Below are 13,588 nucleotides of genomic sequence, written 5' to 3' on the forward strand. Positions count from 1 at the left end.
ACCCCGTGGGGCGGAAGAAACTGGGTCGCTGAGCCTGTCGAAGCGTCCCGCGGGCAAGAACCTTAGGCGTCGTCGCGGCTGATGTGGTCGAGCAGCGCGTCGCCCGAGGCGAAGGAGATCGTCTCGACCCCGTCGTCTTCGGCGACCTCGACGCCGTCGACCTCGAGTTCCTCGTCGAGCTGCACGAGGATGCGCGAGTCGGGGAACTGCCGCGGGGCATCGAACGACACGAGCACGGCATCCGCGAAGACGACGACCGACGCAGCCTCCATGTCATCGCGCAGGTCGATGCGCTCGCTGACCTCGGACTCGCCGACGGCCTCCTCGATGTCGGACGCGGCCTCGTCGACGATGGCCCGCCAGCGCTTCTCGGTGATCGACAGGATGCGCTCGACTCCCGCGACCAGCTCGTCGACGTCGGCCTCGGCATCCGCATCGCCGTCTTCGATCTCGGGGTCGATGTTGACGGTGACGTCGGTGCCGGCGGCCTCGAGGTGGGCGCGGCCGTGCACGATGCCGTCCTCGGCGACCGGTTCGTCGAGGTGGCCGCTCTCGATGACGGCGGCCAGGAGTTCGTCGAGTGCAGTGGTCATGTTCCCATCCTTGCCGACAACTCCCGTCTCCGGTCTGGCTATGATTAATTCATGTCGTCAAGTAACCCCGTTCCGGACAGCGCCGTTCCGGAAGCCACGCACCTGCGCAACGGAGGCGTGAGCCTCGTCGTCAAGACCGACGTGTTCGGCGCCCCGACCATCGCGCACTGGGGTGCACCGCTGACGGATGCCGACGTCCCCGGCCTCCTCGCGACCGCCACCCCGGCCGTGATGAACAGCTCCCTCGACGTCGCCCGCTCGTTCTCGATCGCGCCCGGCCGCGCGCACGGATGGTCGGGCACCCCGGCGATCGAGGCGACCGCAGCGGATGCCGTGATCGACGGGTTCGCGCGGACGCGGACGGTGCAGACGGATGCCGCGAGCGCGAGCTTCGTGCTGGTGGATGCCCGCGCCACCGTCGAGGCGACGTTCACGTTCGCGCTCGACGAGGCCGGTGTGCTGCACTCCTCCGTGGTCCTCGAGAACATCGGCGCCGAGCATCCGGTCGACGTCGCCGCCGTGCGCTCCCTGCTGCCGCTTCCCGCCCGCGCCGCCGAGGTCGTCGACTTCACGGGCCGCTGGACGAACGAGAAGGTGTCGCAGCGCGCGGCGATCCACGACGGCACCTGGCTGCGATCGTCGCGTCGCGGACGCCCCGGCCACGACTCCTCGTTCCTGACCCTGACCGGCACCGAGGGCTTCCGCTTCCGCTCGGGCGAGGTCTGGGCCGCGCACCTCGCGTGGGGCGGCAACCAGGAGATGCTGGTCGAGCGTCTGCCCGAGGGCGCCGGAGCCCACCGCTCGGTGCTCGGCGGCGGCGAACTCGTCGATGCGGGCGAGGTGCGCCTGCAGCCCGGCGAGACGTACGGCTCTCCCGAGCTGCTCTCGACCTGGAGCGACGAGGGGATCGACGGTGTGACCGCCCGGTTCCACGCGTCGATCCGGTCGCGTCCGAGCCACCCGAAGACGCCGCGGCCGCTGCTGCTCAACACGTGGGAAGCTGTCTACTTCGACCACGACCTCGACACCCTCACCGCGCTCGCGACGACCGCCGCCGAGCTGGGCGTGGAGCGGTTCGTGCTCGACGACGGCTGGTTCCGCGGACGCCGAGACGACCATGCGGGCCTCGGCGACTGGTTCATCGACGACGACGTGTGGCCCGAGGGGCTCGCACCGCTCTCGGCGCGCGTGCACGACCTCGGCCTCGAGTTCGGCCTGTGGTTCGAGCCCGAGATGGTAAACCCCGACTCCGACCTGGCGCGACAGCATCCGGACTGGCTGCTCGGCGAGAACCCGCTGCTCGCCTCGCGCCACCAGTTCGTGCTCGACTTCTCGCGCGACGACGTCGTCGACTACATCGTCGAGCGGCTCGATGACGTGATCACGCGCGCCCGCGTGGACTTCGTCAAGTGGGACCACAATCGCGACCTGCACGCCTCGCTCGACGCGCGCGGCCGCCGCCGCGTGCACGCCCACACGCTCGGGGTGTACCGCGTGCTCGACGAGATCCGTCGCCGGCATCCGCGTCTCGAGATCGAATCGTGCGCCTCGGGCGGAGGCCGCACCGACCTCGGCACCCTCGCCCGCACCGACCGCGTCTGGGCGTCGGACTGCAACGACCCGATCGAGCGCCAGAGCATCCAGCGCGGCACGCAGACGCTGCTGCCGCCCGAGCTGATCGGCGCGCACGTCGGCCCGACGGTCTCGCACACCACCGGTCGGCACGCGTCGTTCGCGTTCCGCGCCGCGACCGCCCTGTTCGGTCACGCCGGCCTCGAGTGGGATCTCACGACGGCATCCGACGACGACCGCGCCGCGATCGCCGCCTGGACCGCCCTGTACCGCGAGCTCCGGGGACTGCTGCACTCGGGCGTCACGGTGCGCGGCGACGATGTCGACCCCGGCAGCCTTCTGCACGGCGTCGTGAGCGCCGACCGCGAGGAGGCCGTGTTCGCGTGGGTGCGCACCGAGACCAGCGCGACCGCGCAGTCGCCGCGCGTGCCGATCCCCGGCCTCGACCCCGCGACGACGTACCGCGTGCGCGTGCGCGACGAGATCGGCGCGGCGCACCGCCACCAGGTCGCCGACCCGGCGTGGCTCGCAGCATCCGACCTCACCGTCACGGGCGCGGTGCTCGCGCAGGGCCTCCCCCTGCCGGTGCTGAACCCCGGCAACGCACTGCTCCTGCACTTCACGGCCGTCTGACCCGCGGCATCAGCCCACCCCGGCCCGGCACGCTCTGCGTTGACAAGGAAACTGAGTTGACTCATAATTGAGTCAACTCGACCTTGGGAGACGCTACATGCGCGCGTTCGCGTTCGACACCTACTCACAGCCGCTGCACGAAGTCGCAGCGCCCGAGCCCGAACTCGGCGTGCGCGACGTGCTCGTGCGCGTCGAGGCGGCCGGCGTCAACCAGTTGGACGAGAAGATCCGCGCGGGCGAATTCAAGGCGATCCTGCCCTCCCCGCTGCCCCTCGTCCTCGGTCACGACGTCGCCGGCACCGTGCTGCGCGTGGGCTCGGAGGTCAGGGGATTCGCCGTGGGCGACCACGTGTTCGCCCGTCCCCGCGACCAGCGGATCGGAACGTTCGCCGAGCGCATCGCGATCGACCAGGCCGACCTCGCCCCCGCGCCCACGTCGATCGGCATCGTCGAGGCCGCATCACTGCCGCTCGTGGCACTGACGGCATGGCAGGCACTCGTCGAGAGGGCGAACGTGCAGGCCGGTCAAAAGGTGCTCATCCACGCCGGCGCCGGCGGAGTCGGCTCGATCGCGATCCAGCTCGCGAAGCATCTCGGCGCGCACGTGGCCACCACAGCATCCGTGAAGAACGCGGACTTCGTGCGCGAACTCGGGGCCGACGTGGTGATCGACTACCGTACCCAGGACTTCGAGAAAGAACTCTCGGGTTACGACCTCGTACTCGACAGCCTCGGCGGTGAGAACCTCGAGAAGTCGCTGCGCGTCCTGCGCCCCGGCGGAAAGGCGATCGGGATCGCGGGGCCTCCCGACCCCGCCTTCGCTCGCGCGGCGGGACTCAACCCCCTCCTCCGCCTCGCGATCGCGGCGCTGAGCCGCAAGGTCCGCGCGCGGGCGAAGAAGCTCGGCGTCGGCTACGAGTTCCTGTGGATGAGGGCCGACGGCTCGCAGCTGCGGGAGATCGCCGCGCTCGTCGACAGCGGCAGCATCCGCCCCGTCGTGGGCGCGGCGTTCCCGTTCGACGAGACCCCGCAGGCCCTGGCCGCGCTCACGCGCGGCGGCCTGCGCGGCAAGGTCGTCGTCACGGGGGCGGGGGCGGTCGCTTGACCCGCCCCTGCACCATCGAGCGCGGACGGAGAGGAACTCGATCATGACCGCAGACACCCCACCCATCACCTCCTACGCGCAGGCGCCGACCCGATCGATCACGGTCGACGGCAAGAAGTTCGCGTACCGCGAGCTGGGTCCCACGGAGGATGTACCGGTCGTCTTCTTCACGCATCTCGCCGCGACCCTCGACAACTGGGATCCGCGCATCGTCGACACCATCGCGAAGACTCGGCACGTCATCACGTTCGATCAGCAGGGCGTCGGCGCGTCAGGCGGCACCGTGCCGCCCACGCTCGAGGAAGCCGCAGACGATGCGTATGCGTTCATCCGCCGGCTCGGCTACGACACCATCGACGTCTTCGGGTTCTCGATGGGCGGAATGATCGCCCAGGACCTGGTCGTCGCGCATCCCGAACTCGTGCGCAAGCTCGTGCTCACCGGCACGGGACCGCGGGGCGGAAAAGACATGGACAAGGTCGTGGGTGTGACGTACTGGGACATCTTCCGGTCGGCCCTCACCCGATCCGACCCCAAGGAGTTCCTCTTCTTCAACCGCGACGCGATCGGCAAGCGGGCAAGCAAGGCGTTCGTCGAGCGTCTCAAGGAACGCGCGATCGACCGGGATGCGCCCATCGGAAACAAGGCGTTCAGCACGCAGCTCAAGGCGATCCAGCGCTTCGGCCGCTCCGCCCCGTCGAACCTGTCGGTGATCACGCAGCCGACGCTCATCGCCAACGGTGACAACGACCGCATGGTGCCGTCGGTCCTCTCCGAGGATCTGCACCGGCGCATCGCGGGGTCGGAGCTGATCATCTACCCGAACTCCGGGCACGGCGGCATCTTCCAGTACTGGGAGAAGTTCGCCCCGATGGCCGCGAGGTTCCTCGCCGCCTGACGGCCTTCGGCATGCGAAAGAGGGCGCCACCGCTCGGTGGCGCCCTCTTTGTCGCAGAAGGCTCAGCCCTGCGCGAGCTGCGGATAGACCACCTCGAGCGGAGCCGAGAGTCCGGCCTTGGCCTGCACCGAGGTCTGGTCGGCGAGAACCTCGTACCCGCCGGCCTCGAGCGTGTCGAAGATCTGGGTGACGAGGTCGGCCGGGTCGAGCTTGGGGCTGGTGGCGTGCGCCGCCATCGCGGTGTCGACGTAGCCGACGTGCACGCCGACGACCTGCACCCCGGCGGGCTGCAGCTCGAGCCGCAGCGAGTTGGTGGCCGACCAGAGGGCCGCCTTCGTCGCCGAGTAGATGCCGGCGACGGCGTACCACGACAGGGCCGAGTGGATATCGATGATGGCGGTCTCCCCGCCGTGCGCCGAGAGCAGCGGGGCGAAGGCCCGAGCGAGGAACAGCGGTCCGAGGAAGTTCGTCTCGACGTTGTGGCGGATCTCCTCGTCGGTGTGGGTGAGGATGCCGGGGGTGGGCGTCGAGGCACCGGCGTTGTTCACGAGCACCGTGACGTCGGATGCCGCGGCGACGACGGCCGCGATCGACGCCGGGTCCGTGACGTCGAGAGTGAGCGGAACGACGCGCGGGTCCGCCCACTCGCGGGGCTGGCGGGCGGTCGCATAGACCTTCGCGGCGCCCCGGGCGAGTGCCTGCTCGACGAGATGCGTTCCGATGCCTCCGTTCGCTCCGGTGACGAGGACGACGGCGTGGGTGAGGGAGGTCATCAGGACTTCTTTCGGCTCGTGGAACAATGATTCCTGTCGCTCGTGGCCCGCACGATCGCGACTAAACTCATAACTGAGCCTGGTCAGAATCTATTCCAAGGGGAGTCTCGTGCCCGCAGAGAGCGCACCCGTCGGAAGACGCGAACGGAACAAGCAGCAGAAGCTCGAGCGCATCGTGGCCGCGGCCGCCGAGCTCTTCTCCGAGCGCGGCGTCGACGAGGTGACGACGCAGCAGATCGCCGATGCGGCGGACATCGGCACCGGCACCCTGTTCCTGTACGCCAAGACCAAGGGCGAGCTCCTGCTGCTCGTGCAGAACTCGCACTACGCCGACGCGCTCGAGCGCGGCCGCGCGGCATCCGCCGATGCCCGCACGCCCCTCGACGGCATGATGGCGCTGGCGACGCCCATCATCGAGTGCAATCGGGTGCAGGTCGAGAACGGGCGCACCTACCTGCGCGAGATGGTCTTCGGCGACCCGACCGAACCGCATCACGCCGCGGCACTCGCCATCGTCGGGGAGACCGAGCAGGCTCTCGCCGAGACCCTCTCCCGCCTCGCAGGCGTCGCCGCCGCCGAGGCCTCGGCCCTGGCGCGGGTGGTCTCGTCGATCATGTTCCTCACCATGGCGTCCAGCGATGCCGAGGTCGACGTCGCGCAGATCGTCGAGGGAGTCCGCACGCAGATCTCGGCGATCCTTCCCCGCTGACCACGCCCACAGCCTTTTCGAAGATGGGCTAGCGGGACCCCCGGCACACCGATATCTTGGCCGCATCTGCAGTCGAGAGCGGGGTGGCTCATGTCTCATGTGGTGGCAACCGGAGCGGGCAAGGCGATGATGGAGCGTCGGAATGATCCGACGCACGACTACATCCTCGGTCTCACACGCAAGAAGAGACCGAGGGTCCTCTTCGTGGGCACGGCGACCGGAGACGACGCCGCGTACATCGTGAGCTTCTACTCGACGTACGACTCCGACCGGTGCGCGCCGCACCACCTTCCGCTCTTCCACCGCGCGGTCGACGATCTCGCCGGCTTCGTGAAGGGCTTCGACGTGATCCACGTCGGCGGCGGCAACACCGCCAACATGCTCGACGTGTGGAAGCGGCAGGGCCTCGACGAGATCATGCGCGAGATGTGGGAGGACCCCGACTCGAACGTCGTGTTCACGGGCGGCAGCGCCGGCGGCATCTGCTGGTTCGAGGGCGGAACCACCGACAGCTACGGTCCGACCCTCCAGGTGCTCCCCGAAGGACTCGGGTTCCTGCACGGCAGCTTCTGCCCGCACTACGACGCCGAGGACCAGCGGCGCCCGCTCTTCCACGACTCGCTGCTGAGCGGTGAGCTCGCGACGGGCTACGCGGTCGGCAACCTGCAGTCGCTGCACTTCGAGAACGCCGACTTCGTCACCGCGATCAGCCCGGCCGAGAACCCCCTGGCCCTGCGGGTCGAGGCCATCGACGGACGCATCGTCGAGACCGAGCTCGCGACCGAGATCCTCACGGGCACCGGCCCCATCACGCGGGGACCGTCGTCATGAACGACAACGTGTGGATCCTCATCGCGCAGCTGATCGTCGTCATCCTCGCGATCTACATGGGCACCCGCACGAGCGGGATCGGCCTGGGCGTCTGGGGACTCGTCGGCGTCGCCGTGCTGATCTTCGTCTTCGGCGAAGCGCCCGGCAACGCCCCGGTGGATGCCGTCTTCATCGTCATCACGGTCATCACCGCGGCATCCACGATGCAGGCGGCCGGAGGCATCGACTGGATGGTGTCGGTCGCGGCGAAGGTGATCCGGCGCAAACCGAAGTCGGTGGTGTTCCTCGCGCCCGCCATGTCGTTCCTCTTCACGGTCGGCGCGGGCACCGGCAACATCTTCTACCCGCTGCTCCCCGTGATCTACGACGTGTCGTACCAGCAGAAGATCCGCCCCGAACGGGCGCTGTCGGTCTCGGCGGTCGCCTCGCAGGTCGGCATCCTCTGCTCGCCCGTCTCGGCCGCCACCGCGTCGATGGTGGTGCTGCTCGCGCCGCAGGGCGTCGACCTCGGTGGGCTGCTGCTCATCATGTGGCCGGCATCCATCGCGGGCCTGTTCGTCGCCGCGCTCGTCATGATGCGCCACGGCAAGGACCTCGAAGACGACCCCGAGTTCCAGCGCCGTCTGGCCGACAAGCAGATCCAGCCGCCGACGGTGGATGCCCACGAGAACAAGCTCGCCCCGACCGCGGTGCTCTCCGCCGCGCTGTTCCTCATCGGCGTCGGCGTGATCGTGTTCTTCGGACTCTTCGAAGGCCTTCGTCCGGTGATCGGCACCGACGACTCCGGCGACCCGGTGCGACTCAGCGTCACCGTGATCATCGAGGTCGTGATGGGTGTGATCGCGGCGCTGATCTTCGTGTTCTGCAAGGTCAGGGCATCCGATGTGCCGAAGCAGCCGACGTTCCCCGCCGGCCTCGTCGGTGCGATCGCCCTCTTCGGTATCGCGTGGCTCGCCAACACCTTCGTCGCCGCGAACCAGACCCTCATCGTCGACGGGCTCGGCTCGGTGGTCTCGGGGTCGTCGGCGTTCCTCGGGGCGCTGCTGTTCGCGCTGGCGCTGTTCGCTGTCGCGATGCTCACCACCAGCCAGTCGAGTGCGACCAACGCGATCGTACCGATCGGCATCACGATCGGCCTACCCGCACCTCTGCTGGTGGGGCTCTGGCCGTCGACCATGGGCATCTACACGCTGCCCGCCAACGGCAGCCAGGTCGCGACCGTCGCGTTCGACCAGACCGGCACGACGAAGATGGGAAAGTACGTCTTCGACCACTCGTTCCAGCTGCCGAACCTCGTGTACGTCGGCGTCGCGATCATCGTCGGAGTCATGCTGTCGTTCCTGTTCTCGTGACATGACGGCGCACGCGCAGGGCGGGCCGGCGGCATGACGGATGCCGTCGACCGCTCGGCCCTGCGCCAGTTCCTGCTCGGGTTGGCGCAGGGGATGAACGCCTCGGCCGAATCGGTCGACCGCATCCGCGACACGATGACCGAGGTCGCCGACGCCTACGGGGGCGACGACACCGACTTCGTGGTGCTGCCGACGATCATCCTCGTCGAGACGGGTGACGACGAGGAGTCGCGGGTCGCGATCCGCTCGGCGACGAACGCCTCGTTCCGCTTCGATCAGATCGCCGCGCTGTACGAGCTGATCGCGCGGGCCAGGGCCGGCGAAGTGCCACCGCTCGACGGCATCCGTCGCCTGAACGAGATCGGCGCGATGCGCCCGCGCCTCGGCTGGGTCACCCGCACGTTCGGCCACGCCGTGCTGACGACGGGCCTCGCGCTGCTGCTCACCCCCACCTGGCAGGGCGCGATCGTCGCGTTCGTGCTGGGTGCGGGGATCGGGCTGCTCAAGCTCGTACGCTCGCCCACCCTGCAGCTCGTGCTGCCGATCGCCGCCGCGTTCGTGTGCGCGACGGCGGTGTTCCTGCTCGCCGAGGTGATCGAGATCGGCGACCCGATCCGCCTGCTCATCGCGCCGCTGGTGACGTTCCTGCCCGGCGGGGTGCTCACCACCGCGACCGTCGAGCTCGCCGCGGGGCAGATGATCTCGGGGGCGTCGAGACTGGTCTACGGCTTCGTGCAACTCGCACTGCTGGCCTTCGGCATCCTCGCCGCCGGCACCGTGATCGGCGTCGAATCCCGCTCGTACGAGCCCCTCGCCGCGAGCGCCTTCCTGCCGTGGTGGGTGGCGCTCATCGGCATCCTGGTCTTCGCCCTCGGCAACTACCTGCATTTCTCGGCACCCGCGTCGACGTTCCGATGGGTGCTGCTCGCTCTGATCGCCGCCTACAGCGGCCAGTGGGCGGGGTCGGTGCTGCTCGGCGCGACGATGGGCGGATTCATCGGTGCGGTCGCCATGACGCTCGTCGTGTTCTGGATCGCCTCGCTCCGCCACGGCGCCCCCGCGCAGATCACGTTCCTGCCGGCGTTCTGGCTGCTCGTTCCGGGAGCCGCGGGGCTCGTCGGGCTCACCGAGGCGGTCGCCACCGACAGCGGACTCGCCGACTTCCTGGCCGCTCTCGTCTCGGTCATGTCGATCGCGCTGGGCGTGCTGATCGGCACGGCGCTGTATCGGGTCGTGCACCACGGGGCCGAGGAGATCGTGCAGTTCGTGGTGCCGCCGCCGACGGTCGTCGCCGAGGCCCCGCGCGGCGTGTGGGACCGGCTGCTGCCCTGGCGGCGGCGCTAGGGATCCGTCACGATCTCCGAAGTGGTGCGGCCACGCGCGGCACCACGGCCGCCGCGGCGAGGGCCAGGGCGATGCCGAGCAGGGTCATGCCCAGGCGCTCGAGGAACCAGTGCGCGGGCGCGTCGCCCTCAGGACCCATGAGGAACGACAGCACGATCAGCGTTGAGAACAGCGGGAACACGTACCAGCGACTGCCCGCGGTGCCCGTCGCCGCCGCCAGCACGACGACCACGATCACGGCGAACACGGCCGACGGCGGCGAGAGGGCGGCGACCGCGAGGGCCAGCACCGCACCGATGAGCACCGAGAGCGCGCGCCCCCACCCCCGCGACACCAGCGCGGCATGCGCCGGTCGGCTCACCATGAGCGCCGCGACGCACGCCCACCCCGGGTGGTCGACGCCGAGGGCGAAGCCGCACGCCGCGGCGAGCGCACCCGCGATCCCGATCTGGATGCCGTACACGAGCATCGCCCCGCGGGTGGCGGGCGGGGCGACGGGGCGCACGGCGGACTCCCGAGCCGGCCAGAGCAGCGAGACGAGGAACGCGTAGACGGTGCCCGCGAGGATAAGCAGCGCAGCACCCGCCCCCTCGCCGATCGAGGCGAACGAGAGCCCGACGCCGATCAACGGCAGCCCGAGCACGAGCACGGGGGTCGCGAGGCGACGGGAGCGGTCGGCCGCGAGCAGCGCCACGGCCACGCAGAGCACGAAGATCACGCAGACGGCGAGTGCCGGCATCCGTCCGATCACCGATCCGACGAAGATGGCCGCCGCCGCGATGGCGCCGACCACGAGGCCGCGCGCCCGCTGCGGCCGGGTCGCCGCCACTCCCAGTCCGGCCGCCGGGAGCACACCGACCGCGAGCGTGAGCCCGGTCGTGAAGCCGTCGACGGGGTCGGCGAGCATCGCGATCCCGGCGGGCACCCCGAGCACCGCCCCGTGCAGGGCGTTCCGCCACGACCACGCGACCGCCGACGCCATGTCCCCCACTCTGGCCCGTCCGGCCGGGCGGCACCACCACCTCACCTCCCGCTGCCCGCACGACTTCGGAGATCCGACCCGACACCCCGGCCACGGATGCCGTCGACTCGGTGTGTCTCCTCGAGTCTCCGACGTTGTGCCGGGGCGGGCCCCGACGGCTCGGCAGCGGAGGAGGACCGGGTACGGCCCCGACGCACGGAGCGCCCCGGACCCGAGGGTCCGAGGCGCTCCGGTGTCGCGCGCGGATCAGCTCCGGAGTGCGCGACGGAAGGCCAGCACGGATGCTCCGACGAGGAGCAGGATCGCGCCCACGCCGCCGACGAGCCACGGGGCGTCGCCGCCGGTGATGGCGAGGGTCGCGCCGGTCTGCGCGACGGGTGCATCCGGCGTCTCGGGCAGCACCGGCGCAGCGACGACCGAGAGCGAAGCCGAGTCGCTCCCGGCGATGGGGTCGCCGTGCGGATCGGTCGCCGTGCCGCTCGCGTCGTTGGTGACGGTGCCGATATCGGCGACCGCGGCCTCGTACTCGACCGTGCAGGTGAGCGTCTCACCGGGAGCGAGCGTGACCGGTGCGCTCTTGTCGCAGGTCAGCTCGTCGAGCGGCGTCGCGCCCGTGAAGTCGACGTCCGAGAGTTCCACGTCCGACAGCGTCAGGGTGCCCGCGTTCGTGGCGGTCAGCGTGTACAGCACGGTGTCGCCGACGGCCGCGGTCGGGCTGTCGACCGTCTTCACGACGTCGAGCAGTCCGGTGCCCGGGGTGTCGAGCAGCGCGGTCGAGGAGTTCGCATCGACGGTCACCGAGGTGCCCACCACGCCGGCCGACGCGGTCGCCTCGTTCGAGACCAGGCCCTCATCGATGTCGGCCTGGGTCACGACGTACGGGGCCTGGCACGTGGTCGACTCGCCGACCGCGAGCGTGGTGACCGGGCAGACGATGTCGCCCAGCTCGCCCGTGCCCGTGAACGTCGTCTCATCGATCACGAGGTTCTCGACGGGCAGTGCGCCGTCGTTGGTGACCGCGAAGTCGTAGACGACCGTGTCGCCGACGGATGCCGTGGCGGGCGAGACCGACTTGACGAGGCCGAGCGACGCCTGCTTGGCGGTGTTCGTCACGACGCAGTCGACCGAGTCACCCGCGGCGAGCGTGAGCTGCTGCGCCGGATCGGTGCCGTTCGGGAGCACGGTGGTGCTGCCCTCGGTGTTGTTGGTGCACGTCCACGCCGCGTCGTAGTAGTCCAGCGGGCTCGGCGCTCCGGCCGTGGCCGCCTCGGAGAGCGTGAACGCCCCGCTCGGGATCACGGTGGTCGCGGAGGTGGCGGCGGTGTCATCGGCGCCGGTCGTGGCGGTCGCAAGGGCGACGCCCTCCGGCGAGGCGACCTGCACGTCGAACGAGTCGAGCGGGTCGACGCGACCGTCGACACTCTTCTCGAGCGTGAGCGTGGAGGTGCGGATGCCGAAGGCGAGCGCTTCGCGCTCACCGGCCGAGTTCAGGAAGAGCGTGCCGGAGATCGAGGTGGCCGACGGAGCGGCCAGGATGGTGCCGAAGGCGCTCGTGGTTCCGGCGTTCGCCGGGTTGCACACCGCGGCGCGCGTTCCGTCGCCGGCGAGCGGGATCGTGCATCCCCCGCCCGAGGTGATCGGCGTCGTGCTGTCGATCATCGTGAGCGGCTGATCCGAGTCCCAGAAGATCCGCTCGCCCAGCGAGCCGACGATGGCGTCGGGGGGTCTCGGGGGCGGCCGTGACCAGGTCGTAGCCGGTCACCGGCACGCCCTTCAGCGTGACCTCGAAGTCGACGATGTTGATCTGCACCGAGCCGAACGAGGCGCCGCGGTTGGCGTAGAGGTAGGGCAGGCCCGGGATGCCGTCGTAGTAGTCCCAGTTGCCCATCGGGAAGAACGGGTCGGTCGACGGTCGCGCCTCGACGCCGCGCGGCTGCCACCCCATGCCCGTGGGCCGCTGGGTGACCGTGTAGGCGATGTCGTACTCGCCGAGCGTGGTCTCGAACCGCTGCCCCTCCGCGGTCAGGCCGATGGACTGGTCGTATCCGGCGAAATCGAACCAGCAGATCGAGTCGGTGAACTTGCCGCCGGTGCCCTCCTCCGCGTAGCCGCATGTCGCATCGATGGGCGCCGCGGTCGCCGGTGCGGCCGCCACCCCCGTGAGCAGCAGCGACACCAGCGTCGCCGCACCGGCCAGCGCCGATATCTTCGTGAACTTCATTTCTCCCCCTGGAGTTGTGACGGGCAGCGGCGCCCCATCGACGCCTTCCCGTTGATCAACAACGAGGCAGGGACCGGTGTCTGACGATGTAACCGGTATTCAGTGTTGCTAAGTACCGGTACCTAGTGTTACTTTGTACCGGTACCCAGTATCACTGAGTACCGACGGATGAGAGGGAGGCGAACCTGATGGGCAAGCAGATGACCGAGATGCTCAAGGGCACCCTGGAGGGCATCGTGCTGGCGCTCCTCGCCGAGCAGCCGGCTTACGGATACGACATCACCGCACGCCTGCGCGAGCACGGCTTCACCGACACCGCCGAGGGCACCGTGTACGCGCTGCTGGTGCGGATCGAGCAGCGCGGGCTCGTCGACGTCGAGAAGGTGCCCAGCGAGAAGGGCCCGCCCCGCAAGGTGTACACGCTCAACGCGCAGGGCACCCACGAGCTGGCGGAGTTCTGGAAGACCTGGAACCTGCTCGCGCGACGGATCGACGGCCTGAACCCCGCGATCACGAACGACACGAACACCCCGAACGACACGAACGACACCCACACCACGAAAGAGGAGAACTGA

13 protein-coding genes are annotated in these 13,588 nt (G+C 69.8%); 8 read left to right on the top strand and 5 right to left on the bottom strand.

Going from position 1 to position 13,588, the window contains the following annotated elements:
* Positions 1–62: 62 nt before the first annotated feature.
* Positions 63–593, bottom strand: coding sequence for a cytochrome C5 (locus KZC52_RS09905; protein WP_247623882.1), 531 nt, complete (start codon positions 591–593; stop codon positions 63–65).
* A gap of 51 nt (positions 594–644) precedes the next feature.
* Here KZC52_RS09905 and KZC52_RS09910 point away from each other — a divergent pair, with 51 nt between their 5' ends.
* The 3 genes from KZC52_RS09910 (at position 645) to KZC52_RS09920 (ending at position 4,801) form a co-directional block, all read left to right on the top strand.
* A complete protein-coding gene (locus KZC52_RS09910) occupies positions 645–2,798 on the top strand; it encodes an alpha-galactosidase (protein ID WP_247623883.1) in 2,154 nt (717 codons plus the stop codon).
* Between the two features lie 97 nt (positions 2,799–2,895).
* Positions 2,896–3,903 (top strand): NADP-dependent oxidoreductase, encoded by a 1,008-nt coding sequence (locus KZC52_RS09915; protein WP_247623884.1) that lies wholly within the window; start codon positions 2,896–2,898, stop codon positions 3,901–3,903.
* A 43-nt stretch (positions 3,904–3,946) separates the two neighbouring features.
* Entirely contained in the window at positions 3,947–4,801 is an 855-nt protein-coding gene (locus KZC52_RS09920; protein WP_247623885.1) for an alpha/beta fold hydrolase, read from the top strand.
* 62 nt (positions 4,802–4,863) lie between these two features.
* Here KZC52_RS09920 and KZC52_RS09925 read toward each other — a convergent pair whose 3' ends face one another.
* Positions 4,864–5,574, bottom strand: coding sequence for an SDR family oxidoreductase (locus tag KZC52_RS09925; RefSeq protein ID WP_247623886.1), 711 nt, complete (start codon positions 5,572–5,574; stop codon positions 4,864–4,866).
* Between the two features lie 109 nt (positions 5,575–5,683).
* Here KZC52_RS09925 and KZC52_RS09930 point away from each other — a divergent pair, with 109 nt between their 5' ends.
* The 4 genes from KZC52_RS09930 to KZC52_RS09945 all read left to right on the top strand — a co-directional run bounded on the left by KZC52_RS09930 (position 5,684) and on the right by KZC52_RS09945 (position 9,810).
* On the top strand, positions 5,684–6,283 hold the full coding sequence (locus tag KZC52_RS09930; protein ID WP_247623887.1) for a TetR/AcrR family transcriptional regulator: 600 nt from the start codon (positions 5,684–5,686) through the stop codon (positions 6,281–6,283).
* Between the two features lie 102 nt (positions 6,284–6,385).
* Positions 6,386–7,114 carry a Type 1 glutamine amidotransferase-like domain-containing protein gene (locus tag KZC52_RS09935; RefSeq protein WP_247623888.1) on the top strand — a complete coding sequence of 243 codons (729 nt, stop codon included), beginning with the start codon at positions 6,386–6,388 and terminating at the stop codon, positions 7,112–7,114.
* Positions 7,111–8,466, top strand: coding sequence for an anaerobic C4-dicarboxylate transporter family protein (locus KZC52_RS09940; protein ID WP_247623889.1), 1,356 nt, complete (start codon positions 7,111–7,113; stop codon positions 8,464–8,466). The genes KZC52_RS09935 and KZC52_RS09940 overlap by 4 nt, the downstream gene beginning before the upstream one ends.
* A gap of 33 nt (positions 8,467–8,499) precedes the next feature.
* Entirely contained in the window at positions 8,500–9,810 is a 1,311-nt protein-coding gene (locus KZC52_RS09945; protein ID WP_247623890.1) for a threonine/serine exporter family protein, read from the top strand.
* Positions 9,811–9,817: 7 nt separating this feature from the next.
* Here KZC52_RS09945 and KZC52_RS09950 read toward each other — a convergent pair whose 3' ends face one another.
* The 3 genes from KZC52_RS09950 to KZC52_RS09960 form a co-directional block, all read right to left on the bottom strand.
* Positions 9,818–10,792: an FUSC family protein gene (locus KZC52_RS09950; protein ID WP_247623891.1), complete on the bottom strand. Its 975-nt coding sequence runs from the start codon at positions 10,790–10,792 to the stop codon at positions 9,818–9,820.
* A gap of 246 nt (positions 10,793–11,038) precedes the next feature.
* Positions 11,039–12,373, bottom strand: a complete 1,335-nt coding sequence (locus KZC52_RS09955; protein ID WP_247624740.1) for a CLIPPER-2 domain-containing protein — start codon at positions 12,371–12,373, stop codon at positions 11,039–11,041.
* Positions 12,267–13,013 carry a hypothetical protein gene (locus tag KZC52_RS09960; RefSeq protein ID WP_247623892.1) on the bottom strand — a complete coding sequence of 249 codons (747 nt, stop codon included), beginning with the start codon at positions 13,011–13,013 and terminating at the stop codon, positions 12,267–12,269. The genes KZC52_RS09955 and KZC52_RS09960 overlap by 107 nt, the downstream gene beginning before the upstream one ends.
* 188 nt (positions 13,014–13,201) lie before the next feature.
* On the opposite strand from KZC52_RS09960, the gene KZC52_RS09965 reads away from it, so the two are divergent.
* On the top strand, positions 13,202–13,588 hold the full coding sequence (locus KZC52_RS09965) for a PadR family transcriptional regulator (RefSeq protein ID WP_247623893.1): 387 nt from the start codon (positions 13,202–13,204) through the stop codon (positions 13,586–13,588).

The sequence above is a fragment of the Microbacterium galbinum genome (assembly GCF_023091225.1).
Lineage (GTDB): Bacteria > Actinomycetota > Actinomycetes > Actinomycetales > Microbacteriaceae > Microbacterium > Microbacterium galbinum.